Origin of the sequence: Rhodopila sp. (assembly GCF_965277825.1) — a bacterium.
Lineage (GTDB): Bacteria > Pseudomonadota > Alphaproteobacteria > Acetobacterales > Acetobacteraceae > Rhodopila.
This window is the reverse complement of record NZ_OZ255846.1, coordinates 3,949,684-3,972,951: the sequence shown is the minus strand read 5'-3', so window position 1 is coordinate 3,972,951 and position 23,268 is coordinate 3,949,684. Positions and strand designations below refer to the sequence as shown.

The 23,268-nt window shown below is 66.3% G+C and carries 23 protein-coding genes and 1 pseudogene; 17 read left to right on the top strand and 7 right to left on the bottom strand.

Annotation, left to right across the window (positions count from 1 at the left end; translation table 11 throughout):
- The 3 genes from cofE to cofC are packed head-to-tail and all read left to right on the top strand — an operon-like array spanning position 1 to position 2,461.
- Positions 1-762: a coenzyme F420-0:L-glutamate ligase gene (gene cofE, locus ACQY4T_RS19385; RefSeq protein ID WP_428534053.1), complete on the top strand. Its 762-nt coding sequence runs from the start codon at positions 1-3 to the stop codon at positions 760-762.
- The gene (gene cofD / locus ACQY4T_RS19380; RefSeq protein WP_428534051.1) at positions 759-1,727 is read left to right on the top strand and encodes a 2-phospho-L-lactate transferase; all 969 of its coding nucleotides are present in this window, start codon (positions 759-761) and stop codon (positions 1,725-1,727) included. Before cofE ends, cofD begins: the two co-directional genes overlap by 4 nt.
- 50 nt (positions 1,728-1,777) lie before the next feature.
- Entirely contained in the window at positions 1,778-2,461 is a 684-nt protein-coding gene (cofC, locus tag ACQY4T_RS19375; protein WP_428534049.1) for a 2-phospho-L-lactate guanylyltransferase, read from the top strand.
- Positions 2,462-2,475: 14 nt separating this feature from the next.
- Here cofC and ACQY4T_RS19370 read toward each other — a convergent pair whose 3' ends face one another.
- The 3 genes from ACQY4T_RS19370 to ACQY4T_RS19360 are packed head-to-tail and all read right to left on the bottom strand — an operon-like array spanning position 2,476 to position 4,962.
- Entirely contained in the window at positions 2,476-3,768 is a 1,293-nt protein-coding gene (locus tag ACQY4T_RS19370; protein ID WP_428534047.1) for a pilus assembly protein TadG-related protein, read from the bottom strand.
- Positions 3,768-4,424 (bottom strand): TadE/TadG family type IV pilus assembly protein, encoded by a 657-nt coding sequence (locus tag ACQY4T_RS19365; RefSeq protein WP_428534045.1) that lies wholly within the window; start codon positions 4,422-4,424, stop codon positions 3,768-3,770. The genes ACQY4T_RS19370 and ACQY4T_RS19365 overlap by 1 nt, the downstream gene beginning before the upstream one ends.
- A 1-nt stretch (position 4,425) precedes the next feature.
- Complete coding sequence (locus ACQY4T_RS19360; protein WP_428534043.1) at positions 4,426-4,962, bottom strand: TadE/TadG family type IV pilus assembly protein; 537 nt, start codon at positions 4,960-4,962, stop codon at positions 4,426-4,428.
- A gap of 133 nt (positions 4,963-5,095) precedes the next feature.
- Between ACQY4T_RS19360 and ACQY4T_RS19355 the strand changes: the two genes are divergently transcribed.
- The 11 genes and pseudogenes from ACQY4T_RS19355 (at position 5,096) to ACQY4T_RS19305 (ending at position 14,618) form a co-directional block, all read left to right on the top strand.
- On the top strand, positions 5,096-5,785 hold the full coding sequence (locus ACQY4T_RS19355) for a transglycosylase SLT domain-containing protein (protein WP_428534041.1): 690 nt from the start codon (positions 5,096-5,098) through the stop codon (positions 5,783-5,785).
- 215 nt (positions 5,786-6,000) lie between these two features.
- Entirely contained in the window at positions 6,001-6,195 is a 195-nt protein-coding gene (locus tag ACQY4T_RS19350) for a Flp family type IVb pilin (protein WP_428534039.1), read from the top strand.
- Positions 6,196-6,259: 64 nt separating this feature from the next.
- Positions 6,260-6,757 carry an A24 family peptidase gene (locus ACQY4T_RS19345; protein WP_428534037.1) on the top strand — a complete coding sequence of 166 codons (498 nt, stop codon included), beginning with the start codon at positions 6,260-6,262 and terminating at the stop codon, positions 6,755-6,757.
- A 4-nt stretch (positions 6,758-6,761) separates the two neighbouring features.
- A complete protein-coding gene (gene cpaB, locus ACQY4T_RS19340) occupies positions 6,762-7,682 on the top strand; it encodes a Flp pilus assembly protein CpaB (protein WP_428534035.1) in 921 nt (306 codons plus the stop codon).
- Positions 7,682-9,067 (top strand): type II and III secretion system protein family protein, encoded by a 1,386-nt coding sequence (locus tag ACQY4T_RS19335; protein ID WP_428534033.1) that lies wholly within the window; start codon positions 7,682-7,684, stop codon positions 9,065-9,067. Before cpaB ends, ACQY4T_RS19335 begins: the two co-directional genes overlap by 1 nt.
- Positions 9,064-9,375, top strand: a complete 312-nt coding sequence (locus ACQY4T_RS19330) for a hypothetical protein (RefSeq protein ID WP_428534031.1) — start codon at positions 9,064-9,066, stop codon at positions 9,373-9,375. Before ACQY4T_RS19335 ends, ACQY4T_RS19330 begins: the two co-directional genes overlap by 4 nt.
- Positions 9,375-10,613: an AAA family ATPase gene (locus ACQY4T_RS19325; RefSeq protein ID WP_428534029.1), complete on the top strand. Its 1,239-nt coding sequence runs from the start codon at positions 9,375-9,377 to the stop codon at positions 10,611-10,613. Before ACQY4T_RS19330 ends, ACQY4T_RS19325 begins: the two co-directional genes overlap by 1 nt.
- A pseudogene (locus ACQY4T_RS19320) lies at positions 10,610-11,986 on the top strand (CpaF family protein). The gene ACQY4T_RS19325 and the pseudogene ACQY4T_RS19320 overlap by 4 nt, the downstream one beginning before the upstream one ends.
- Positions 11,983-12,948 (top strand): type II secretion system F family protein, encoded by a 966-nt coding sequence (locus ACQY4T_RS19315; protein ID WP_428534027.1) that lies wholly within the window; start codon positions 11,983-11,985, stop codon positions 12,946-12,948. Before ACQY4T_RS19320 ends, ACQY4T_RS19315 begins: the two are co-directional and overlap by 4 nt.
- Positions 12,945-13,880: a type II secretion system F family protein gene (locus ACQY4T_RS19310; protein ID WP_428534025.1), complete on the top strand. Its 936-nt coding sequence runs from the start codon at positions 12,945-12,947 to the stop codon at positions 13,878-13,880. The genes ACQY4T_RS19315 and ACQY4T_RS19310 overlap by 4 nt, the downstream gene beginning before the upstream one ends.
- A 12-nt stretch (positions 13,881-13,892) precedes the next feature.
- Positions 13,893-14,618 carry a tetratricopeptide repeat protein gene (locus ACQY4T_RS19305; RefSeq protein ID WP_428534023.1) on the top strand — a complete coding sequence of 242 codons (726 nt, stop codon included), beginning with the start codon at positions 13,893-13,895 and terminating at the stop codon, positions 14,616-14,618.
- 611 nt (positions 14,619-15,229) lie between these two features.
- Here the strand turns inward: ACQY4T_RS19305 and ACQY4T_RS19300 are convergent.
- The 3 genes from ACQY4T_RS19300 to ACQY4T_RS19290 all read right to left on the bottom strand — a co-directional run bounded on the left by ACQY4T_RS19300 (position 15,230) and on the right by ACQY4T_RS19290 (position 17,909).
- Positions 15,230-15,595, bottom strand: coding sequence for a hypothetical protein (locus tag ACQY4T_RS19300; RefSeq protein WP_428534021.1), 366 nt, complete (start codon positions 15,593-15,595; stop codon positions 15,230-15,232).
- 173 nt (positions 15,596-15,768) lie between these two features.
- Positions 15,769-16,689 carry a sensor histidine kinase gene (locus ACQY4T_RS19295; RefSeq protein WP_428534019.1) on the bottom strand — a complete coding sequence of 307 codons (921 nt, stop codon included), beginning with the start codon at positions 16,687-16,689 and terminating at the stop codon, positions 15,769-15,771.
- Between the two features lie 290 nt (positions 16,690-16,979).
- Positions 16,980-17,909, bottom strand: a complete 930-nt coding sequence (locus tag ACQY4T_RS19290) for a 3-hydroxyacyl-CoA dehydrogenase (protein WP_428534017.1) — start codon at positions 17,907-17,909, stop codon at positions 16,980-16,982.
- 139 nt (positions 17,910-18,048) lie between these two features.
- On the opposite strand from ACQY4T_RS19290, the gene ACQY4T_RS19285 reads away from it, so the two are divergent.
- On the top strand, positions 18,049-19,038 hold the full coding sequence (locus ACQY4T_RS19285; protein ID WP_428534015.1) for a D-2-hydroxyacid dehydrogenase family protein: 990 nt from the start codon (positions 18,049-18,051) through the stop codon (positions 19,036-19,038).
- Here the strand turns inward: ACQY4T_RS19285 and ACQY4T_RS19280 are convergent.
- Positions 19,035-19,613: a chalcone isomerase family protein gene (locus ACQY4T_RS19280; protein ID WP_428534013.1), complete on the bottom strand. Its 579-nt coding sequence runs from the start codon at positions 19,611-19,613 to the stop codon at positions 19,035-19,037. The genes ACQY4T_RS19285 and ACQY4T_RS19280 overlap by 4 nt on opposite strands.
- A gap of 361 nt (positions 19,614-19,974) precedes the next feature.
- Here ACQY4T_RS19280 and ACQY4T_RS19275 point away from each other — a divergent pair, with 361 nt between their 5' ends.
- Together ACQY4T_RS19275 and ACQY4T_RS19270 are read left to right on the top strand one after the other, a co-directional pair.
- A complete protein-coding gene (locus ACQY4T_RS19275) occupies positions 19,975-20,916 on the top strand; it encodes a heme-binding protein (RefSeq protein ID WP_428534011.1) in 942 nt (313 codons plus the stop codon).
- 139 nt (positions 20,917-21,055) lie between these two features.
- On the top strand, positions 21,056-23,197 hold the full coding sequence (locus ACQY4T_RS19270) for an alkaline phosphatase family protein (RefSeq protein ID WP_428534009.1): 2,142 nt from the start codon (positions 21,056-21,058) through the stop codon (positions 23,195-23,197).
- The last annotated feature ends 71 nt before the right edge of the window (positions 23,198-23,268 follow it).

Below are 23,268 nucleotides of genomic sequence, written 5' to 3'. Positions count from 1 at the left end.
GTGACCGCTCGGCTCGAGCTGTTTGCGATCCCCGGCCTGCCGATGGTGCAGGGCGGCGACGATCTGCCGGCGCTGATCCTGGCCGGACTCGACCGCGCTGGGCAGGAGCTGCGCGATCGCGACGTGGTGGTGGTGGCGCAGAAGATTGTTTCGAAGGCCGAGCGCAGGGTGGTGGATCTGGCTGAGGTGGTGGCGTCGCCGCGGGCGGTCGCGTTGGCGGTCGAGGTCGGCAAGGACCCGAGGATCGTCGAGGTCGTGCTGTCGGAGTCTGTGAAGGTGGTGCGCAGCCGGCCGAACCTGATGATCATGCAGCACCGGCTGGGGTTCGTGATGGCCAATGCCGGGGTCGATCAGTCCAATGTCGCCGAGGCGGACGGGCAGCAGCGCGCGTTGCTGCTGCCGTTGGACCCCGATGGTTCGGCCGCGGCGATCCGGTCGGCGCTGGCGGTGCGGGCCGATGTCGGGGTGGTGATCAGCGACAGTTTCGGCCGGCCGTGGCGGCGCGGGACCGCAGGGGTGGCGATCGGTTCGGCGGGGATCCCGTCGGTGATCGACCTGCGCGGCCAGCCTGACCTGTTCGGCCGCACGCTGGAGGTGAGCATCATCGGGTTTGCCGATGAGATTGCCGCCGCGGCTTCGCTGCTGCAGGGTCAGGCGGCCGAGGCGCAGCCGGTGGTGGTGGTGCGGGGGCTTGCCTGGGGCGCACCGAACGTGCCGGTTGCGGAGATGATACGCCCGCCCGAGGAGGATCTGTTCCGGTGATCATTGCCTTGTCCGGCGGGGTGGGGGGCGCCAAGCTGGCGCTTGGTCTGTCGCGCGTCATGCCGGCGGCGGAGCTGCTGGTCGTGGTCAATACCGGCGACGATTTCGAACATCTGGGACTGTCGATCTCGCCGGATATCGATACGGTTGCCTATACGCTGGCCGGGCTGGCGAACCGCGAGCTGGGGTGGGGCCGGCACGACGAGACCTGGTCGTTCATGGCGACGATGGAGGCTTTGGGCGGGCAGACCTGGTTCCGCCTGGGCGACCGCGATATGGCGCTGCACATCGAGCGCACGCGGCGGCTGAAGGCGGGGGAGACGCTGTCGGCGGTGACCGCCGATCTATGCCGGCGCATGGGGGTTGGGCCGGCGGTGGTGCCGATGACCGACGATCCGGTGCGGACCCGGTTGCTGACCGATCTGGGCTGGCTGGATTTCCAGGAATACTTCGTCCATCGGCGCTGCGAGCCGGTGGTCAGCCAGTTGCGGTTCCAGGGGGCCGGGGCGGCGCGGCCGCATCCGGCGTTCATCGCCGCGCTGGCCGATCCGGCGCTGCAGGCGGTGGTGATCTGTCCGTCCAACCCGTTCATCAGCGTCGAGCCGATCCTGGCGATTCCCGGCGTGCGCGACGCGCTGATCGGCTGCAACGCCCCGATCATCGCGGTCTCGCCGATCATCGCCGGCCGAGCGGTGAAGGGTCCGACGGCGAAGATGATGACCGAACTGGGGCTGGACCCGTCCGCCGGCACGGTGGCGCAGCGCTACGCCGACCTGCTGGATGGCTACGTGATCGATCACGCCGACATGGCCGAGGTGGTCTCGATTGATGCCCGGGTGACGCTGGCGCGGACGCTGATGACCACGATCGAGGATCGCGAGGCGCTGGCCCGGATCGTGCTGGACGCGGCGAAGGTGCTGCGGCGGCGCGAACTGCGCGGGCTGCGCCATAGCGGGCAGCGGTGATGGGCGTTGGGCGGATGATGAGCGCGGGGCGATGACGGATGTGGGCCCCGATGACTGGGGTGGGCCCCGATGACTGGGGTAGGCGGATGACCCGGGTTTGGGCAGCGGTTCCGGTCAAGCCGTTCGCCGGGGCGAAGCAGCGCACCGCGTCGCTGCTGAGCGCGTCGCAGCGGGCGGTATTGGCGGCGACGATGCTGGAGGATGTGCTCGTCGCGCTGGCCGGTGCGACCGGGCTGGCCGGTATCCTGGTCAACACGATCGATCCGGCGGCGGCTCGGCTGGCCGGTCGGTATGGCGCGCGGGTGGTCAGCGAGGGTGCGCTCGACGGGCATACCGGGGCGGTCAACGGCATGGCCAGGATGCTTCGCGCCGAGGGGAACGACGCGCTGCTGACCTTGCCGGGGGATATTCCGCGGGTTACGGCGGCCGAGGTTGACGCGGTGGTCGCTTCGCGCGCTTGGGGGCCGGGTTTGACCATCGTGCCGGCGCACGACGAGCTGGGATCGAACGCGGTGCTGTGCGATCCGCCGTTCGCGGTGCCGTTGCGGTTTGGCGACGATAGTTACTTTCCGCATTTGATGGTGGCGCGGGCGCATGGCATCGAGCCCGTTGTCCTGCGGCTGCCGGGGATCGGGTTGGATATCGATCATCCGGCCGATCTGCGGGCGTTTATCGCGGCGCGTCCGCGCAAGCCGACGTGGACGCTGGCATTGTTGGAGGGGTTTGGGTTGTAGCGCGGGGTTGTCGGTCAGTTGGTCAGATGGCTGGTCGAGCGCACCACGAGTTGCAGCATGTTCTGCATCTGCGTCTTGATGTCGTTCGCATCGCTGGCAATGAAGAAGTAGTTCGGCGACGAGGCGCAGGCCTGCAGGTTCGGCACGATCTGCGGCGAGATCGGCTGCACGTTGCCTACGTAGAACGAATTGTCCGGCAGCGGCGTGTAGGGCGTATAGAGCACCAGGATATTTACCCCGAGCGCCTTGATGGCGGCGCAATCGGCCGGCTTAAACGCGCCGATCTGACGTGCGCCGTTGGATGCATACTGGTCATAGACACCGTCGCTGACCACGAACAGGAAGCGCTGCGGCGCCTGGACGCCCTGTTGCGGCTGCGCCTGGTCCAGCGCGGTCAGTTGAGTCATCGCAGCGCTGAAATAAGTGTCGGGACAGTTGCTGGAACAGTCGTTGATATCCGGAAGGATCGTGCCGACCGATTGGGCCTCTGATGCGATATCGTAACTGAGCGGATTGATCGTGTGCAACACGTTGTTGGCGGCGTCGGGCTGGCTGAACGTATACAGCCCGAGCCGGAAGCCGTTGGCAGCATCCTGCCCGATCAGCGTGTTGATCAGACCAGTTACCGCCTGCTGCAAGACGGTGATGCGGAGTTGGACGTTGTTGTCTATCGCCAACTGATAATAGTCTTCGTTGGTGGTGCTCCAGTGGCAGGCGAAGGCGCAGCCGGGCTCCACATTCCCTGGCAGCGGGCCGGTTGGGTGGAAATTATTGGTCAGCGCCTTCATCCGAGTGATGTCTTCCGGTGTCGCCGCCACCGTCATGGATGACGACACGTCCATCAGGATCTGGATGTCCACATAGGGGTTCAGCGACAGGCTGGAACTGGATTGGCCGCCGATCGGCAGCTCGGTGAAGCCCAGCACGCGCGCGAAGGTGGTGGCGGCCTGCGCGGTGTAGCTGACGCTGGCATTGAACAGGCCGCCGTTGCGGGTCAGCGCGACGTTAACTGGACCCAGGGCGACGCCGGGCTGGTAGCCGCGCTGCGACTGGAACCTGGCCTGTGCGGCGGCGATCCCCTTCGGCACCGCGTCGGCATCGCCGGCTTTCCAGGCATTCGATGCCGCCGTGGTCGCCAGCAGCGCCGCCGAGTCGGCGGCCAAGTCGAGCCTGGCCTTGGCGTTGCTGGCCAGGCCGAAATCGATTGCCAGCGCCACCATTCCGGTCAGCGGCACCGCCGCCAGCGCGACCAGCAGCAGCACGTTGCCGCCACGGCGTATCCGGCCGCCCAGGCCCAGCGCGGCCATCAGCTTGACGGCTCGCAGTTGTTACTGGCTCCGGCGCCTCCGGCGGCGACCAGCACGGTGTCGTTGTTGATCCGCGGTGAGATGTAGGCCGATTGCATCATCGGGATGTCTCCGGTCACGAAGCCGAAGAACGCCGGCCGGAAGGTGTAGGAGATGTCGGCGACGAACAGCGATGTCGGACCGAAATTGCCCGCCGGCAGGGCCTGGTAGGACGGCGCGTCGGTGTCCGGCGCCTCGGCCAGCGCTCCGCATGGGCGCAGTTGCGCTTGGCCGAGGTCATTGGCCACGCTCCACTTCACCTTGGCGGTGTAGCTGCAGTTTTCGGTGCAACCGGATGGTGAGGCGGTGAAATCGACGCCTGAGATGGTGATGGCGAAAGTTTGTTGCGCCGGTGGGTAGGTCCAGCCCGGGAACAGTGCGAACGCAGCCGTGGTGGCTTGCCAGGCCTGCGCGTCGGTCAGCTTGTTCAGCGCTTGCGACTGCACCGATGAGGTGCTGGCGATCTCGGCTACCGACCCAGCGGCCAGCGTCATCCGCCGCGCTGTCAGCAGCGCGTTCGAGATGTCGATGGTGCCAAGAAACAAAATCAGCAACACCGGCGATATCAATGCAAATTCGAGTCCGGCGACGCCGTCGCGCTTGCAGTTCTTGCCCATTTCAGCACCCGCCGGCCGGCGGCACGGCGAAGCCACCCGGGTTCTCGTTGGCGAATGACGCGTTGCCGATCAAGGCACTGTCTGTCGGGGTCAGGCCGAACAGCGCACCGAGCGATGGCGGGATGTAGACGACGTGCATATACATGAGTTGGCCGGGCTGGCCGGGGCAGAACACGAAGCCGACGGTGGCAGTGCTGTCGGGCGCGTCCGGCACGCCGGGGTTGGTCAGGTGCTGATATTCCTCGACCGGCCGCAGATCGACGAACAGGTTGCCGCAGACTTGGAACTGGCCGAAGCTCGGGCAGAACACTTTTGTAATAAAATCCGCCTGCGTGTAGGCGGCCGGCACCAGGCCAAGCTGCACCTGGCGCGCCGCCGCCTGGGTGGCGTAGTCGAGCGCCTGCTGCAGGTAGAAATTCAGTCCGACGGCCAAAACTGCAAAAAGAAACAGGCTGAACGGCATGCACACCAGTGCGAATTCAACCGCCGCGACGCCGCGACGATCGCAACTCAGACGGAACGGATGCGGCCGGTTCATCGGCGAACGATGCGCCGCAAGTAGTTAAAACTCGATTAACGACTCGGGGAGGGCGCTGGCGAGCGAGGCTTGGTTCGGGACGACGTGTGGGCGCATTTACTCCGCAGTAACAAATCTCCGGCACATTGCAGCGATGTTCCGGTTCATTGTCCTGGCGCTGCTGCTGCTGTGGGCCACGCTGCCACCGGTCTCCGCCGTGGCGATGGAGCCGGCCGCCGCCTGCCTTGCCGCCGCCGCCGCGGCGCAGCGCAAATGGGCGCTGCCGCCGGACCTGGTCGGTGCCATCGGCCGGGTGGAGAGCGGACGCTTCGACCGGCAGACCAACCGCGTATCGCCTTGGCCGTGGACGGTGAATGCCAACGGCAGCGGCAGCTATTTCGCCACTCGGGAAGAGGCCGTGGCCTTCGTTCAGATGTTGCAGGCGCGCGGCGTCAGGACCATCGATGTCGGCTGCTTCCAGGTCGATCTGTTTTTCCACCCCAACGCCTTTGCCAGCCTGCAGCAGGCGTTTGACCCCGACAGCAACGCCGATTATGCGGCGCGCTTCCTGACCACGCTGCACAACCAGACCGGAGACTGGTCGGCCGCGGTCGCGCGCTACCACTCGGGCCTGCCGGTCGAGGGCGAGACCTATCGCCGCAGGGTCATGGCTGCCTGGCGATCTGGGGACATGGTCGGCGGCATGATCGGCAGCGCGATCGCGCTGAGCACTCAGCCGCAATTCGCTGCGCGCAGTCCGCAGCCGGATCGTTTCGTTGTGTTGATGTCGGACGAGGCGCGGGCGATCAAGGTATTCCGGCCCTCGATCTCCACAAAAAATTGATCGGTGTAAGCGATTCGTTAACTTTTGCTGCGCATGCTCGGGCCGCCTTGTCGTAGGGCGCTTTACTTTGACCGTTTCGCATCCCGCGAGATTGGTTTGACTTCAAGCCAGGGAGAGGCCGCCGACGATGTCCATCCGAGTGCATCTCTTCCCGAAGCGCGGAGCGAGCGGCTTTCGGCGAAAGGCGCAAACCGCGCTTGTAAAGGATATCACCTATGTACGCTTACCTGAAGACTTGGCTTACCTTGAAGACCGACCGGCGGGCTGTCACCGCGCTGGAGTATGGGCTGATCGCCGCGCTGATCGCCGGCGTAATCATTACTGCCGTGACGACGGTGGGCACTCAAGTCGGAAGCACCTTCACCAAGCTTGGCACCGCAATGACCACCGCGGCAGGCAAAGTCCAATAGCGGCATTAGGGGCTGTTTCGCAGCGCGGCACAGCCCCTATCGCCTTGTGCGGCGTCGTCCGTTGATGCTGGCATCGGCCAATCCGCTGATACTTCTGGCGGCGGCCGCGCTAGCGGTCGCAAGCCTGCACGACATCGGCTTCCGCACTATCCCCGATTGGCTATCGGCGATGCTGGCCGCCGACGGCATCCTGTTGCGGCTGCTCGATCATCATCTTCTCACCGGCCTGAGCTGCGGCCTGGCGGTGTTCGTATTGGCGGCATTCTGCTGGCGCCGCGGCTGGATTGGCGGCGGCGACGTCAAGCTGCTAGGCGCCACCGCCATCCTGGTGCCGCCGACCCTGGTTCCCAGCTTCATCCTGGCGGTTTCCCTCGCCGGCGGCATCCTCGCGCTGCTGTATCTGCTGCTCGAACGGATTATCCCCGCACCGCACCTGCGCCATTCCGCCTCGTTACTGCGCCGCGTGCTGATCGTCGAATGCCGGCGTATCCGCCGGCGAACCTCGCTTCCTTACGCAACGGCGATCAGCGCCGCGGCGCTGCTGATGCTGGCCAAAGGCTGATCCCATGCTGCTCAGAATCGCCTTGTTCGTCCTGATGGCCGCCGGTCTTGCCGGGTTCGGCGCCGTCGCCTGGATCAGCACTCACCCGGGCGCAAAGACAGCCGTCGCGGGCGGCCCCACGCCGACGGCGACCGTGCGCGTGCTCGCCGCCGCCCACACCCTGCGCCCAGGCGCGCTGCTCAAACCCGACGACCTGACCACCGCCAACCTCGCCCAATCCGCCGTCCCGGACGGCGCGCGCCCCGATACACCGGCGGCCCGCGCCGAACTGCTGGGCGCGATGGTGCGCCGCACCGTGGCGGCCGGCGACGTGGTATTGCCGAGCCAGGTGATGCGCGCCGGTGAACGCGGCTTCCTCGCCGCGGTGCTCGGGCCGGGGCTGCGCGCCACCACCGTCGGCGTCGATGCGGTGTCCGGCACCGCCGGGCTGATCTGGCCGGGCGATCATGTCGATCTGATCCTGACCCAGACGCTGGACGACCCGACGGCGCCGCTGGGCCGGCGCATCGCCGGGGAGACCGTGCTGCACAACGTCCGCGTCATCGCCATCGACCAGGAATTGATGCAGGGCGCCACCGCGTCCAACGCGCCCAACGTCTCGGTGCCGCAATCGCGCACTGTCACACTGGAAGTCTCGCCCGAGAACGCCGAACGCGTCGCTGTCGCCACCAGGCTGGGCCATCTCTCGCTGTCGGTGATTTCGGCCGATACCGCCGATGCGCCCGCGCAGGACGGAACCCGCGAAAACGCAACCGTCCAGACCGCGGCGCAAACCGCCGGCAAGACCGAAGCCGCCGCGGGGGCGCCGATCACCTGGGGCGGCGACGTCTCGGCCGCATTGAAGACGGGTCAACGCACCGATCCTACCGCCGGAATCATGCATCTCTATCTCGGCGGGGCTGACGGCAAGGAGGTACATTTCTGATGTCGAACCACCCAAAATGGGCTGGTGTTCTGTTGGCTGCCCTGCTTTTCAGCCTGCCCGTGGCGGCCCAAATGGCGCCACGCACGGGCGGCAAGGTGACGACCAGCATAACCGTCGAAGCCGGGTCCGGGCGGGTGATCCAGCTTGCCGGATCGGCGGCCAACCTGTTCGTGGCCGATCCGAAGGTGGCCGAGGCGCGGCCGGCCAGCGCCACCAGCCTGTTCGTCTTTGGCCTCGCCGTTGGGCACACCACGATCGCCGCGATGGACAATTCCGGCCATTCGGTCGGCGTCTATGACCTGATGGTGGTGCCGTCTTCGGCCAACGCGACGCTCGCCGGTTCGGCGATCAACCGAGCGCTGGGGGGCGATGGGGTGCGCACCCGCGCGGGTGTCGATGGGGTCGAGATCAGCGGCCGGGTCGCCACCCCGGCGGAGGCGGAACGTGCCGCCGCTGCGGCTCAGTCCCTGCTGCCTGACAAGCAGTTGGTCGCCAACCGGCTGCAGGTCTCCGAACCGATCCAGGTGTTGCTGCGGGTGCGGATTGTGGAGATGTCGCGCACGCTGACCCGCGATCTCGGGCTGAATTGGCAGAACCTGGCGGGGCGGATCGGCAACACCGCCGAGATTGGCATCGCCACCGCGTTTCCGCTGGCCGATCTGACCAGCGGGTCGCTGCCGCCGGCGGTGGGAGCGCTGGCGTTCCGCAAGACCAGCGTGGAGGCTATCGTCGATGCCCTGGCGCAAGATCAACTGGTCCACATCCTGGCCGAACCCAACCTGACGACGATGAGCGGCGAGCCCGCCAGCTTCCTGGTCGGCGGCGAGTTCCCGGTCCCGATCGCGCAGGAACAGAACACCATCACCGTCGACTTCAAGCAGTATGGCATCTCGCTGGCGTTCGTGCCGACGGTGATGTCGGGCGAGCGCATCAACATGCATGTCCGCCCCGAGATCAGTCAGTTGACCGACCAGGGCGCGGTGCAGCTTACCGCCGGCAACAACGGAATCGTCATTCCAGCGCTGCAGGTGCGCCGCGCCGACACCACGGTCGAGATGGGCAGCGGGCAGAGCTTCGCCATCGCCGGGCTGCTGTCGGACAACGTTACCCACACCAGCAACGGCGTGCCGTTCCTGGGCGAGATCCCAGGCATTGGGGCGCTGTTTCGCTCCGACAGTTTCAAACGCCAGGAGTCGGAAATCGTGATCATCGTGACGCCGTTCATCGTCCACCCGGTCAACCAGGCGGCGGCGCTGCATGAGCCGTCGGATGGCTGGACCCCGCCGAACGATCTGGAACGCATCCTGCTGCTGCGCCAGAACGGCACCCCGCCAGCATCCGGGGCCACCCAGATCAGCGGCGACGCCGGATTTATCGTGCAATGAAACCGCTGATCCCCATCATGATCGCGATCGGCCTGGGCGCCGCGGGCGCGGGATGCGCCGCCACCGATCCGCTGCTGAACACCAACGATTGGAATCCCACCGGGGCGAACGAAAGGAATATCGCCGCCCAGGTGGTCAATCCGGAGGATCTGGTGCACGGCCGCCAACCGGTCGGCGGGTCCGATGGCGGCATGGCGGCGCTGGCGGTGCAGCGGTTGCGCACCAACCATGTCAAGCCGTTGCCCGATACCGGCCTCAGCGACCTGCATGTGCAGTCCACCGGCAGCCCGTCGGGCGGCGGTTCGTGATGTCGGACGATCTCGCCACCCAGGTCGCGGCCCCGACTGCCGCCGTTTCCGGCCGCAGCGGACGCATCCAGATCCTGGCTTTCGTCACCGACGCCGACAGCGAGGCGGTGCTGCGCCTGGGTCTGCTCGCCGTCGGACCCGAGGAGGTCATCATCCATCGCGGCAGCAGCCGCACCGCGATCGGGGCGATGAAGAAGCTGCCCAGCCCGCGCGTGCTGCTGGTCGATATCAGCGGCGACGAGCAGCCGATGTCCACCCTGTCGGCGCTGTCCGAGGTGGTTGAGCCCGATGTCCGCGTGCTGGTCATCGGGGAGCGCCAGGACGTCGATCTGTATCGCCAGTTGACCCGCAATCTCGGCGTCGCGGAGTATCTGTACAAGCCGCTGAACGCCGAGGTGGTGGCGCAGCATTTCGGGCCGCAGGTCGCCCCTGCCAGCATCGCCCCGGCGAGTGCGCTGGGCGGGCGGATCCTGGCGTTGACCGGGGTCTGCGGCGGCGCCGGAGCGACCACGCTGGCGGCCAACCTGGCGTGGTATCTGGCCAACGAGGTGCGCCGTCACACCGCCGTGCTGGACGCCAACCTGCACACCGGCTCCGTCGCCATGCTGCTGGGCACCAAGCCGGGCGGCGGTTTGCGCCTGGCGCTGGAAACGCCGAAGCGGGTCGATGATCTGTTCATGGAACGCATCGCCGAACCGGCCGGCGACCGGCTCGCGGTGATCGCGGCGGAGGAAAAGCTGACCGAACACCCGGCGATCGCGCCGGGTGCGGCCAAGCATCTGCTGCAGAAGCTGCGGCATCGTTACAACTACGTGGTGGTCGATGTCCCGCTGGCGCCGTCGGCCTGGCACGCCGAGCTGATCGAGATGGCGCGTCAGCGGGTGCTGGTGATGCAGCCCACCCTGCAGGCGGTGCGCGACGTGCTGCGCGCCATGGCGCTGCCTACCGGGACGCAGCAGACGCGGCGGTCGCTGATCGTGCTGAACCACCTGGGCGCGCCCGGCACGATGACCCGCCATCAGGTCGAGCAGGCGCTGCAGCACAAGATCGACGTGGTGATCCCGCATCTGCCGCGCGTGGTCAACGCCGCCGCCACCATGGGCACGCCGGCGGCGGCCTCGCGCAGCGGCTTCCGCGCCGCGATCCGCGACCTGGCGGCCGAGGTTGCGGCCAGCGGCGCGACCGATGCTCCGACCAGGCGGTTCGGCTGGCCATTTCGCCGCGGCGCCGCCAGATGACGACAAGCGTTGGGATGCCAAGCTTCGGCCGGCTGCGCCAGGAGGCCATAAACCTGGCGAGCGAGCCGGCTGTGATCGCCGCGGCGCCGTCGGGCAACCGGGCCGGTGCCACGCCGCTGATCGCCGAGCTGCGCAATCTGTGCCTGTTGCGGATCGATCCGGCGGCCGTGGCCGCCCTGCCGCCGGACCGCCTGGCCCCGGAGATGGAGCGCCTGGTGGCCGAAATCGCCACTGAACGGCGGGTGCAACTGAACGGCCGCGAGCAGCGCCAGGTGGCCAGCGACCTGGTGCACGACATGCTGGGCCTGGGCCCGCTGCAGCCGCTGGTGGACGACGACAGCGTGCAGGACATCCTGGTCAACGGGCCGGACCGGGTGTTTGTCGAACGAGCCGGCAAGGTCACGCTGTCGGATGTGCGGTTTCGCGATGCCGGGCATGTCGGTAACATCTGCCAGCGCATCGCGTCCTCGATCGGCCGCCGGGTCGATGAGAGCAGCCCGATGTGCGACGCGCGGCTGGCCGACGGGTCACGCGTCAATATCGTGTTCACGCCGCTGGCGCTCGACGGCCCGTATATCTCGATCCGCAAATTCGCCAAGCGGCGGATGGATTTTGCCCAACTGATCGAGCGCGGCTCGCTCACCCCCCAGGTCGCCCGCGTGCTCGAGATCGCCGGCCGCGCTCGGCTTAACATCATCATCTCGGGCGGCACCGGGTCCGGCAAGACCACGCTGATGAACGCCATCAGCCGCACCATTGACGTCGGCGAACGCGTCGTCACCATCGAGGACGCCGCCGAACTGCAACTGCAGCAGCCCCACGTCGTGCGCCTCGAAACCCGCCCGCCCAGCCTGGAGGGCAAGGGCGAGGTCACCCAGCGCGACCTGGTGCGCAACGCGCTGCGCATGCGCCCCGACCGCGTCATCATCGGCTAGGTGCGATCGGCCGAGGCGTTCGACATGCTGCAGGCGATGAACACCGGCCACGACGGCAGCATGTCCACGGTGCACGCCAACACCACACGCGACGCGGTGGCGCGTATCGAGAACATGGTGCAGATGGGCAACATGGGCCTGCCGCTACGCGCCATCCGAGCGCAAATCGTCGGCGCGGTCGATCTGATCGTGCAGGTCGAACGCCAGCGCGACGGCAAGCGCCGGCTGACCCAGTTGACCGACGTGCTGGGCATGGAAGGCGAGATCGTCACGCTGAACGACATCTTCCGCCTGGAGATCAACGGCGAGGACTCGAACGGCGAACTGATCACCCGCTACAAGGTCAATCGTGCTCGGCCGAGCTTTCACGAACGGCTGGGCTACTTCCAGTTGGAGCGGGCCTGGACCGCCGCGCTGGAAGAGGCGGTCGGCGGATGAACCCAACCCTGGCCTACCTGATGGCCGGCGCCTCGGTCTGCCTGGTCGGCCTGTTCATGAGCTATCTGCTGCTGGCGCGCGACCACCGGCTGGCGCGCCAGCGCAGCCAGCGCATCGAGGGCATCGCCAGCGCCCACCGGCTGTCGCGTTCGGATGGCACGCAGCGCGGCCATCGGCTGGGGCTGCAGCGTCAGGGCGCCAGCCTGGCCAGCCGGGGGGCGAAATTGCTGCGCTACGACCCCTCGCATCGGGCGATCTACCCGGTGAAACTGATCGTCGTGCTGCTGGCCGCGGTGCCGCCGGCGGCGCTGTTTGCCCGCATCGTCGTCGAATTCCTCGGCACGGCGGGATGGCTGGCGTTGCCGGGGGCGTGGACGCTGATCTGTCGCGCGTTCTACGGCTGGTGCGAGGATCGCCACGTCAGCACTTTGTTCAAGCAGTTTCCCGACGCGTTGGCGATGATCGTGCGCGCGGTGCGGGTCGGACTGCCGATGGTCGAGGCGCTGAAGGTGGTGGCGCGCGAAAGCCCCGAACCCACCGCCGCCGAGTTCGTCGGGCTGGTGGCGCAGACCTCGATCGGCGTGTCGCTGGAGGACGCGCTGCGCGAGATGGCCGAACGCAACCGGCTGCCGGAATATCGTTTCTTCGCCACCGCGCTGTCGCTGCAAAGCCAGACCGGCGGCGGCCTGGCCGAGACGCTGGAGAACCTGGCCGACACCATCCGCAAGCGGCTGGCGGCGCGGCTGCGTGGGCATGCGCTGGCGGCCGAGGCGCGCATGAGCTCCTACATCCTGGGCGCGTTGCCGGTGGTGACCGGGATCCTGCTGGTGCTGACCAACCCCAGCTATATCGGCGTGCTGTTCACCGACCCGACCGGGCGCAACCTGCTGCTGACCGCGATCGCGCTGCTGTCCGTCGGCGGCTTCATCATGCGCAGCATGATCCGCAAGAGCCTGACATGATGCCGCATTTGCTTCTCGTGTTCGGCGGTCTCAGCTTCGGCATGGCCGGCGCCGGCTGGTGGATGCTGCGTGGCCTGGCGCGCCAGGAGCTGTGCGAGCGCCGCATTACCGCGGTGCGCCAGAGCGCCGACACTTCGGCGCAGCACCGGTCGGAAGCCCAGGGCGGCCTGGCGTTCCGGCTGGTCGCCGGGCTTGGCGGGCTGCTGTCGCGCAGCGGCCTGCTGCCGGCCTCGACACTGGCGGAGCTGGAGCAGACCCTGGTTTCCGCCGGCATGCGGCAATACAACGTGCTGGGGCTGTTCATCGGCGCCAAGCTGCTGCTGTGTCTGGTGCTGCCGATCGCGGTCTATCTGTTGCTGCCCGCCGGCGCGGTGGCGCCCGCGGTGCGGATGATGCTGATCGGCGGGGGCGCCATCGTCGGGCTGTTGCTGCCGGATTTCATCGTCCGACGCCGGCGGGCGAGATACCTGGTCGCGGTGGGTCGCGGCCTGCCCGATGCGCTGGACATGCTGGTGATCTGTAGCGAGGCCGGACTGGGCCTGGAGATGAGCCTCGATCGCGTCGCCGGTGAGATCGCCCCGGCGCATCCGGCGATCGGCGCGGAGCTGAAGCTGACCTGCGGCGAGTTGCGCGTGCTGGCCGATCGTCGCAGCGCGCTGACCAACATGGGCACGCGCACCGGGCTGGAGACGCTGCGCCGGCTGGGTGCCACGCTGATCCAGACCATGCAGTACGGCACGCCGCTGAGCCAGGCGCTGCGCACCCTGGCGACCGAGATGCGCTACGAGATGCTGATGCGGTTCGAAGCCCAGGCGGCGCGGCTGCCGGTGCTGCTGACGGTGCCGATGATCCTGTTCATCCTGCCGTGTATTTTCATCGTCGTCGGCGGGCCGGCCGGGCTGACCGTGGCGCGGACATTCATCCACCACTGAAAGGTATGCAAAATGCGTCCTGTCGTGCTGCTTTCACTGCTGTTATTCGCGTCCTGCTCGTCCGGTCCGGGACCTTCGTTCTCGACCTCGGCGCCGGGGCTGGACATTGCCGATGCGGCGCTGGCCAGCGGAGCGCCGGAGACGGCGCTGCACATCGCGCAACGCATTCTCGCCACCGACCCGAGCAACGTTCCGGCGTTGCTGCGCGCGGCCAATGCGCAGGCCGCGCTTGGCCAGCGGACGGAGGCGGCGCGCAACTTCGACCGCGTGCTGGCCGTCGCGCCGCACCGCACCGAGGCTGAGCTTGGTCTTGGACGGTTGAAGCTGACGACCGACCCGGCGGCGGCCGCGGCACTGTTCCAGCGGGTCACCGATCGGGACTCGCACAATGTCGCCGCGCTGATCGATCATGGCATCGCCAAGGATCTGCTGGGGCAGCATGGCGACGCGCAGCAATCCTATCGTCGCGCTTTGGCGCTGGATCCGGACCGCATGGCCGCCAGCGTCAATCTCGGCCTGTCGCTGGCGGTGTCCGGCGATCCGCAGCAGGCGCTTGGGATCCTGCGGCCGCTGGCGGCGGGACCGCAGTCGTCCAAGCGTACTCGGCAGGACCTCGCCGTGGCGCTTGCCCTGGCCGGCGACAACGCCGCCGCCGCGTCAGTGCTGCGGACCGATGTTGCGCCGCCGCAGGTGCCACAAATGATCGCGGCGTACCAGATGCTGCGAGCCCACCCGTAAACCCAGCCACGATTGTTCGGAGCCGCGGTGCTGAAGTGGCGGCTACTGAAGCGGTGGCGCCGGCGATGCCGCGATCGTTGGCCCCGGTCTCCGGCGGACGGGTCAACGATCGGGGGGGGTTATCGCGAAACCGGACGACCGACGGTCCTGTTGCCGCACAAGACCTCGACGTCGGCGTGATCGCCTTTATGTCTGGCCGCGGCGAGTAGCGCGCTTGCGTCATCTTCGCATTCGATATCCATATTGCCGACAGTAGCGTCATCCCAATCGAGGAAAAACAGCGTGTAACAAGGCATCAGACGCTCCAGCGACGCAGGGTCCCGCGGCGCGGAGGAGGCGGGGCAGCGATCGTCATAAGCCGAAACAACTCTCTAATAATGTCAAGTTTCCGCCAATCATCTAAAAGTTGACTCCGATGATCGCATCCTGCACCGCGCCGGGCCGAGGCGTAATCCCATCTGGACGCCATCTTTACTGGTTCGCAATGTGCCAGTCTCATAACGTTTTATGAGTACACCTTTTTGTTATCCCCATTTTCGGTGGATAACTCCGTGGGCATCTGCGAGGCGCGATTTTGAAGTTGATGATAACAAACTGAATTAGTGGTTTGGTTACACTAAGGCGATGTCTTCCCACTCCGAGTGGTCGCCCGACTGAGCGGGTCGAGCAGCTGGGCTCGCCGCGACCAGCCTGACGAAGCTGAATGTTGCATGACCGGGGCCGGCGATGCCGGCAGTCGAGATGTCGTCTCGACCCAGCGATGACGCGGTGATGCGGCTTGCGTCTGCCGGGCGATTGTTTGCCGGACCGCTGGGGGTTTCGCTGGCGCCACCGCCGGTCAGCGTAGGCCCGAAACTATCGGCGCTTGAGTAGAAACCGTCCTCGCGGCAGACCGGCGGGGAACCGGCTTCGGCGCGGTGCGACATGGCGCCGGCGACCCGATCGCTGCCGGCGCCGGCCATCACCAGGCCCGTCACGGCGGAAGCCACGGCGTCGCAAGCCAAGACTTGGGCACCGTGCACTGGCTGTGTAGCGCTTGAAGCCATTGTCGTGTTCTCTATTGCAGGCAACCCACTGGTGCCGGTGTAAATCCGCGTCGTAAAATATTCGCTGCAAGAGCAGCGGTAGAAAGTTACTTAATCGAACATACCTAGGTCAGCGCCCGCTGCGCCGTCTTCGCGGTGGGCAGCCGTTCCGGTTCCAGCGGGCGGTCCGGTGGGTCCGCGCGCGGCAGCCACAACTCCACCACGGTGCCTTGGCCGGGCTGGCTTTTCAGCCGCAACGCCCCTCGCGTCAGGCGGGCCAGGTCCTGTACTGAGGCCAGGCCCAGGCCGGTGCCCTGACCGACCGGCTTGGTGGTGAAAAACCGCTCCACCGCGCGGGCCAGCGTCGCGGCATCCATGCCGATGCCGGTGTCGGCCACGCTGACTGCCACGTAGTCGCCCCCTGGCAGCGGCAGCCGAGGCCCCCGCCGGTCGGCGCTCCGACGTCCGTTCGCCATCCCCTTGGCCGCCGTCCCGGAGACCCGGCGGTCCACCAGCGGGATCGTCACGTTGCGGGCGGCGAGCTCGATCCGGCCACCGTTCGGCATCGCATCGCGCGCGTTCAAGGCGACATTGATCAACGCCAGCTCGAACTCGTCGGGATCGATCATCACCGGCCACAGATCCCCGGCCGGCGGCGCGATCCGGACATTGGTCCGCGTTTCTACGGTGCGGGCCAGGGTTTCCGTGATATTTTCCATCGATGCCAGCAGACACACCGGCCTGGCGCCGGTCGGGTCGCGGCGAGAGAACCGCAGCAGGCGCCGGGTCAGCCCGATGCCGCGCTCACTGGCCCGCAACGCCTGGGCGGTCAAGCGGCGCACCTCGGCCGGATCGTCCGACCGGCTTTCCAGCAGTTCCAGCGTCGACATCACGGTCTGCAGGATGTTGCGAAAATCATGGGTCATGCCGCAGGCCAGCTCACCTAGCGCGGCCAGCTTCCGAGCATGCAACGGATCCGAGTGATCGGATTGCAGGTCGGCCATCGCGGCCGCGGACATCAGTGTCGAGCGATCGAAGCCGGTCATAAATCACCACTTTCGCTCGGCTATTTACATAATCCGGCGCGGTGTTGTCAATACGTTACGCAACAATAAGAAGAATGCGTATGTATGCGTTTTCTTGTCCCCAGTCCTCGGATCCAGCCGATCGCGACAGACGATCCACTGGCCGAAGCAAGTCAGTCCGGCGCGGGTCAAAGCCGGCGCGGGTCAAATCCGGGCCGGGTCATTTCCGGCCCCCGTCAGTCCGGCCCGGGTCAGTCCGGCCCGAGTCAATTCGGCTCCGGTCAATCCGGCCCGGGTCAATCCGGCCCGGGTCAATCCGGCTGGGTCGCCTTGTGCGCCAGCAGCGCCATCAACCGGCGGTCGCGCCATTCCTGGCGCACCGGTTGCATATTGGCCGGCAACTCGGTGCGCCGGGCCGCGTGCAGGCGGTCCACCAGAGCCGCATCCCACTCCATCGGCTGCATCTGGCGCTGCATCGTGGCATACAGCGGTCCATAGCGGCGGCAGTAATCGGCCAGTCCGCCCGGCGCATTCAGATCGATGGTTTCCAGTGGTCCCATGAAGCTCCAGCGCAGACCCAGACCGTGCTTGACCAGCGCATCCAGGTCAGCGGGCGAAACCACGTCCTCGGCCAGCAAGCGGAACGCCTCGGCCAGCAGCGCGCCCTGCAAACGGTTCAGCGCGAAGCCGGCGACCTCGCGTTTCAGCGTGGCCGGCACCTGGCCGGCGGCGAGCATGATCTGTCGCGTTCGTTCGGTGACCGCCGGATCGGTCCACGGCGCCGGACAGATCTCGACCAGCGGCACCAAGTAGGGCGGGTTCACCGGATGGGCGATCAGGCAGCGCTGGCGGGTTTTCAGGTGCGCGGTGAACTCGCTGGCCGGAATGCCCGACGATGATGACGCGAGCACCGCGTCAGGCCGGGCGGCGCGCTCCAGTTCGCTGAACACGGCGGTTTTCACCTCCGTCCGTTCGGGGCCGCATTCCTGGATGTACTCGGCGTCGCGCACCGATTCCCAAAGCGACTGCATCGGCCGGACCCGCGCCAGCACCGCATCGGGCGCTTCAGCCAGCAGGCCGGCGGTGCGCAGTTCCGGCAGTCGATCGGCGATGAAGGCCAGCGCCTGCGTGGTCTGCAGCGGGAACTGGTCCCACAGCGCGACAGTGAACCCGGCCCTGGCGAACACGATGGACCAGGCCCGACCGATCAGCCCGGCCCCGATGACGGCGACGTTGCTCATGCTTGGTTCTCCCGCTGTTGCCCGAGATGCCACGACGGCGGCGCGGGCCGCAACCACCGTCTTCACCACCGATTGGGCCGGCTTGCGCGATTGATTCGCTGGCCGCAGTTTCGCAGCCTGGACAGGGCAGGAGCCGGCGATGACCAAGACGACTCGGGTGGCGGTGCTGGACGACTGGCAGGGTGTGGCGCGCGGCGCGGCGGACTGGACGCCGCTGCAACGCCGAGCCGAGGTGGTGTTCTTTGCCGATGCCTTTGCCGACGCCGACGATGCCGCGGCCAAGCTGGCGGATTTCGACATCGTGCTGTCGATGCGCGAGCGCACGCCGTTGCCCGCTTCGCTGATCAACCGGCTGGGGAAGCTGCGCATGCTGGGGATGACCGGGGCGCGCAACGCTTCGCTGGACACCGCCGCCTGCACCGCCCGGGGCATTCCGGTGTGTTCCACCCAGGGCGGCCAATACAACGATTCGGCCACGGCGGAACTGGCCCTGGGGCTGCTGATCGCGGCGGCGCGCGGGCTGGCGGCGGGCGATGCGATGATCCGCGCCGGCGGCTTCCAGATGGGCGTGCCGGTCGGGATCGGCCTGGCCGGCAAGACCCTGGGCGTCATCGGGCTTGGCAAGCTGGGCGGCTACATGACCGCCTATGGCCGCGCGCTGCGCATGGACGTGATCGCCTGGAGCCCGAACCTCAGCGCCAACAAGGCCGCCGCCGCCGGCGCCAAGGGCGTGTCCAAGGAGGAGTTGTTGGCGACGTCGGACGCGATCAGCATCCACATGGTGCTGTCCGAGCGCAGCCGAGGTCTGCTCGGCGCGGCCGATATCGCGCGGATGAAGCACGGCGCGATCCTGGTCAACACCTCACGCGGGCCGATCGTCGACGAGGCGGCGATGCTGCGGGCGCTGCACGAAGGCAAGATCGTCGCCGCGCTGGATGTCTACGACCGCGAGCCGTTGCCGCCGGATCACCCGCTGCGCAAGGCGCCGAATACGGTGCTGAGCCCGCATCTGGGATACTGCGTGCGGGAGACGTGGGACGGTTTCTATCCGCAGATGATCGAGAACGCGCTGGCCTTCATGGACGCCAAGCCGGTGCGGGTGACCAATCCAGAGGCGCTGAAGAGCTAGTTCCCGCTACCCAGCAACTCGCGCTTCAGCTTTTCGCTCGGCGGCACCGGGCCGATGAAGGTGGCCAACATCGCGGTGGCGAAGTGCGGGTCGTTCACTTGCCCCATCGGGCGCCCGTTCAGCGTGACGTTGACGCCTTTAGGGGTGAACCACAACGAACTCTGGTCACCGCGACGCACCGCCGGTACGGCGGCGAGAAACCGCTGCACATCGCCCGGATCCAGGTAGCACGCCGGCGGCTTGCAATTGCTGGCGAAACCGTCCTGCCAGGCCTCTCGTGCATCCTTGGCGCCGACATCGTGGACGAAATGCAGATCCAGCAGCTTGCGTTCGGGTGAGTGCAAGATACTGTCCGGATTATCGCTCTGCCGCTCAAGATACAGGCCGGCGACGTAGATGTGGATTCCAACCACCGAGTAGGTGCGCAGCCCGATGCCGTTCAACCGCAAGTTGACGCCATCGACGACGCGTGTTTCGGGCATCGACACGCCGTCCAGGTCGGCCGCATTGGCCGCCAGCGGGGCCAAGGCGATCGGGGCCAAGGCGATCGCTGCAAGTGTCAGACCACGAATCATCGAGTCACCCCTATCAAGTAGCCAGGATTCCCGGCAAACTATTTTGCGAGGTTGAACGAAATCAACCCCAGGCGGTTGCCCGAGGTCGTCGATCAGCCAAGGCTTCAGCCGGCGGATCGGCCGACATGATCCGCAAACGAAGCTTAGCCGCTGGCGGTTCAATACCTACAAACAACAACAGTAGCACTACGTGCGCCGCATCGAGATAGATCGCGCCTTTTCGTTAATATGTCAGCCAATTGATCGAGTTCACAGCGACACTTGGCCGATCTGATCACAATATGCGCTGCCGCTCCGTTTGGCCTGAGCAGAGGTGCGTTCAGCAGACAAACCCAGCGGAAAAACCAAGGAGGATCAAATAATGCCTGACGACTCCGCCGCCGTTCCCAGTATCGCCGACGTGCGGTCTTCCGAGTGGCTGCGGACTGGTCACCGTGCCGGTCGTCCGCACTCCGAGGTGGCCGCCAACTTGGGACTGCTGAGCGAGTTGCAAGGCAGTTGGCGCGGCGCCGGCTTCAATATCACGCCGCGCCCGTTCTTTGGGTCGTCCCCGCCATTCTTCCTTGAACTCAACGCCACCCAGGAAACCCTCGACTTCACCGCGATCACCGGTGACATTCCGAACCGCGGCTCGCGTCAACGCGACGTCAACCTGCATGGGCTGCGCTACCTACAGCAGGTCACCGATACCGTAACGAATTCCGGCATCCATATCGAGCCCGGGCTGTGGCTGCGGGTCCCCGCCACCAGCGACCCGGTGTCGGAACCGAGTTATGTGCGCCAGGCGGTTGTCCCGCATGGCGATTCGCTGCTGGCGCAGAGTGTGTTCGCCCGGCGGGTCACCGGCTTTCCCACCATCGACCCGGTCGACTCGACACCGTTCCGGGGTAGCGTGATCGCCGGGCTGACCAGCACCCCGGTCAATCCGGTCACCGATCCCCATTATCTGGCGCAGTATCGCGAAAGCGCGCTGCCATCGACCGGGCTGCCGCCCGGGCTGGACGCCGCGAGCACAATCAAGGATCCGACCCAGGTGCTGCTGGCGCAGATCGACGGGCAAACGATCGTCAGCACGGTGGCGATCAAACTCACCACTGCGGCGCCCGCCGGCGGCATCCTGAATATCCCGTTTGTCACCAATAACGCCAATGCCGTGCAAATGGATGCGATGTTCTGGATCGAAACCGTCGAGCACGGCGACGGCGGCCACTTCATGCAGTTGCAATACCTGCAGCGGGTGATACTCGATTTCGACGACGTTCGGTGGCCGCATGTCTCGGTGGCGACGCTGGTGCGGATCTGACGGCAGCCGGGGCGGCAATTTCACCAAAGTGTCACCCGCCGCGCATTACGCACTTGCTGGGCTTCAGTTAAAGCTGGGTCATAGCTGAGGTATCGACTGGTTCGATGCCGCCGGAATCGCAGAAGGACCGTCCTTATCAATGACCCGCAAGAAATTGTTCAAAACAACGGGCGCCGTTCTCGGCCTGTTGTCCATGTTCGGCAACGTTACGACTACGCTGGCGGATGAGTCTGGAAGTACCGAGCAGCATTTGACGACGGCACAGAAGGTGGATTTACTACGCAAGAAGGTTAAGTATGTATTCGTGATCTACCACGAAAATGAGTCTTTCGATCATTACTTCGGCACTTTCCCCGGCGCGACGGGTCTGTTCACCGCGCCGGATGGTGCCAAGCCAGCCAAGAAAACCCCCAGCTTTATTCAGCAATACTTGGATACCTCGCTGAACGTGGCAAAGATCTCGCCGTTCCTGATGCCGCAGGCGGTTACCAGCACCGCGGGGGGCACCGTGCCGATCTACCCGGCGGACGAGATCTCGGTCGATCACAGCCACCAGGGCATGGCCAACAGCCTGCATGTCGATCCCGGCACCGGGATTTCCGCCAACGACCGCTACGCATTGGATCAAGAGGGCCTGACCACCGATGGTTCCGGCAACATCGTCAAGCCCGACGGGTCCGGCCCGACCGCCATCACGCTGGCGCAGCAACAGAAGGCCGAGACCGATATCGGCCATATCGACTGCGACACGATCCCGTTCATGTGGTCCTGGGCCAAGAACTTCGTGCTGTTCGACAACTTCCGCCAGACCATCGTCGGGCCGTCGACGCCGAACGCGATCGCGATCATCGCCGGCCAATCGGGTGAGACGCAATGGGCGTTGCACAACGACCAGGGCGCCAAAGTCACCTATTCCAATCCATCGTTCCCGAATTCGCTGGGCGCCAGCTATGGGTCCAACGTGATGCCCAGCACCAGCAACGCATACGTCCCGATCGTCAGTGATCCGGGTCCGTTCCCGGGTTCCAACCTGGACAAGAACGCGGTCAAGCCGCCGTACAACTTCGATGAGGATCCCAATAATCCGACCCTGAACCTGACGTTCGCCACTTTGCCGCTGTCGTTCATGGGCAACACCATCCATTCGATCATCGCCACCGATCCGAATCCGGCGGCGGATCTGCTGGATGTGCAGAACGACATAGCGACCGTGGCCAGCACCGACCCGACGGTGCAATGGGGCTGGTATCAGCAGGGCTTCGACGCCGCCGACGCGTCCGACCCGTATGAACCGCAGAATACCGCGACCCCGAATCCGACCAACGATCCCGGGCTGAACACCGGCTACGTGCTGCATCACAACGCACCGCAATACTTCGCATATCTGGCCGACAATCCGCAGGTGCTGAACAACAACCTGCACGGCGCCAAGGACTTCTTCCAGGCGGTCGAGAACCGCACCCTGCCGGCCAGCGGCGGCGTGTTCTATCTGCGCGGCGGCTACGACAACAACGACGGGCTGGTGCCGGTTGATCCGACGCCGGCGATCCAGCACGCCTTCCTGGGCAATGACGACCACCCGGCCTACTCGGATCAGCAGATCTCCGAGGCGTTCGCCGCCAAGGCGATCAGCGACATCGCCAACAGCCCGTATTGGGACAACAGCGCGATCATCATCACCTACGACGAGACCGACGGGTTCTACGACCACGTATCGCCCGAGGCTCGCAGCAAGTTCGCCGACGGTTCGCAGCTCGCCGCCGGGCCGCGGATCCCCACCATCCTGATCTCGCCTTATGCCCGAGCGGGCAAGATCTCGCACCAGTACAGCGAGCATGGGTCGGTGATCAAATTCATTAACGAGCTGTTCGGCCTGGTGCCGCTGGCGACGCTGCCTGACGAGGTGCGTGGCAAGGCGCTGGGGGCGGAGACTTTGGGTCAGCCTAACCTCGGACCATCGGATGATCCGGCCAACGATCTCGGCGACCTGACCGAGGCGTTCGACTACCAGATCCTGAGCGGGCAAAAGCCGCCGCTGTCGGCGTCACTGGCGGCGTTCTCATCGGATCAGATCAGCACGCTGCCGCATCTGGCGACCGCCAACTATTCGCCCAACGGCTACACCAACGGCGCCTGTTCGGCGATCGGCATGCTGCCGACCGACTTCCCGACGCCGGAGGCGTATCAGAACGGCCAGCCGATCGACCCTTATCCGGTCTCCGTGAACCCACGGCCGACCCAATCGCCCGGCACGCCGACCTCGGGCACCTGGACACCCTGACCTTCCGCCATCGGACCGACAATCGAAGCGACGCAGGCGCGGCTTGCGTCGCTTCCTCGCATCACCAGGAC

Coding starts and splice junctions, on each gene's coding strand:
- ACQY4T_RS19350 (WP_428534039.1), top strand. CDS start 6,001: ATGTACGCTTACCTGAAGACTTGGCTTACCTTGAAGACCGACCGGCGG.
- cpaB (WP_428534035.1), top strand. CDS start 6,762: ATGCTGCTCAGAATCGCCTTGTTCGTCCTGATGGCCGCCGGTCTTGCC.
- ACQY4T_RS19310 (WP_428534025.1), top strand. CDS start 12,945: ATGATGCCGCATTTGCTTCTCGTGTTCGGCGGTCTCAGCTTCGGCATG.
- ACQY4T_RS19325 (WP_428534029.1), top strand. CDS start 9,375: ATGTCGGACGATCTCGCCACCCAGGTCGCGGCCCCGACTGCCGCCGTT.
- ACQY4T_RS19365 (WP_428534045.1), bottom strand. CDS start 4,424: ATGGGCAAGAACTGCAAGCGCGACGGCGTCGCCGGACTCGAATTTGCA.
- ACQY4T_RS19360 (WP_428534043.1), bottom strand. CDS start 4,962: ATGAACCGGCCGCATCCGTTCCGTCTGAGTTGCGATCGTCGCGGCGTC.
- ACQY4T_RS19355 (WP_428534041.1), top strand. CDS start 5,096: ATGTTCCGGTTCATTGTCCTGGCGCTGCTGCTGCTGTGGGCCACGCTG.
- ACQY4T_RS19285 (WP_428534015.1), top strand. CDS start 18,049: ATGACCAAGACGACTCGGGTGGCGGTGCTGGACGACTGGCAGGGTGTG.
- ACQY4T_RS19280 (WP_428534013.1), bottom strand. CDS start 19,613: ATGATTCGTGGTCTGACACTTGCAGCGATCGCCTTGGCCCCGATCGCC.
- ACQY4T_RS19330 (WP_428534031.1), top strand. CDS start 9,064: ATGAAACCGCTGATCCCCATCATGATCGCGATCGGCCTGGGCGCCGCG.
- ACQY4T_RS19275 (WP_428534011.1), top strand. CDS start 19,975: ATGCCTGACGACTCCGCCGCCGTTCCCAGTATCGCCGACGTGCGGTCT.
- ACQY4T_RS19345 (WP_428534037.1), top strand. CDS start 6,260: ATGCTGGCATCGGCCAATCCGCTGATACTTCTGGCGGCGGCCGCGCTA.
- ACQY4T_RS19290 (WP_428534017.1), bottom strand. CDS start 17,909: ATGAGCAACGTCGCCGTCATCGGGGCCGGGCTGATCGGTCGGGCCTGG.
- ACQY4T_RS19305 (WP_428534023.1), top strand. CDS start 13,893: ATGCGTCCTGTCGTGCTGCTTTCACTGCTGTTATTCGCGTCCTGCTCG.
- ACQY4T_RS19315 (WP_428534027.1), top strand. CDS start 11,983: ATGAACCCAACCCTGGCCTACCTGATGGCCGGCGCCTCGGTCTGCCTG.
- ACQY4T_RS19270 (WP_428534009.1), top strand. CDS start 21,056: ATGACCCGCAAGAAATTGTTCAAAACAACGGGCGCCGTTCTCGGCCTG.
- cofC (WP_428534049.1), top strand. CDS start 1,778: ATGACTGGGGTGGGCCCCGATGACTGGGGTAGGCGGATGACCCGGGTT.
- ACQY4T_RS19370 (WP_428534047.1), bottom strand. CDS start 3,768: ATGGCCGCGCTGGGCCTGGGCGGCCGGATACGCCGTGGCGGCAACGTG.
- ACQY4T_RS19295 (WP_428534019.1), bottom strand. CDS start 16,689: ATGACCGGCTTCGATCGCTCGACACTGATGTCCGCGGCCGCGATGGCC.
- ACQY4T_RS19335 (WP_428534033.1), top strand. CDS start 7,682: ATGTCGAACCACCCAAAATGGGCTGGTGTTCTGTTGGCTGCCCTGCTT.